1 pseudogene is annotated in these 251 nt (G+C 61.0%); it reads left to right on the top strand.

Annotated features, from left to right (window positions below):
* Positions 1 to 15: 15 nt before the first annotated feature.
* Positions 16 to 251, top strand: a pseudogene (locus DW49_RS0100970) (F-type conjugative transfer protein TrbC); the annotation flags it as partial.

The raw sequence follows: 251 nt of genomic DNA, 5'->3' as shown, positions 1-251 counted from the left end.
GCGGGCATCCTGTACATGGGATACCTGCGTGGCCGGGACGCCGGGCGTGAACTGTGGCTGTCGATGGATGACATGACCCGCCATATTCTGATGTTCGGTACAACCGGTGCCGGCAAAACCGAAGCACTGCTGGGGTACGTGTTGGGCCAGCTGGGCTTTGGAAAGGGCCTGATTTATTCGGACGGCAAGGCCCAAAATGATGTGGCCGCCGCGATCGTGTCGCTGGCCCGACGCTTTGGCCGTGAAGACGA

Source organism: Pseudomonas avellanae BPIC 631 (genome assembly GCF_000444135.1).
Lineage (GTDB): Bacteria > Pseudomonadota > Gammaproteobacteria > Pseudomonadales > Pseudomonadaceae > Aquipseudomonas > Aquipseudomonas avellanae.
This window is presented reverse-complemented; position numbering and strand designations above follow the sequence as displayed.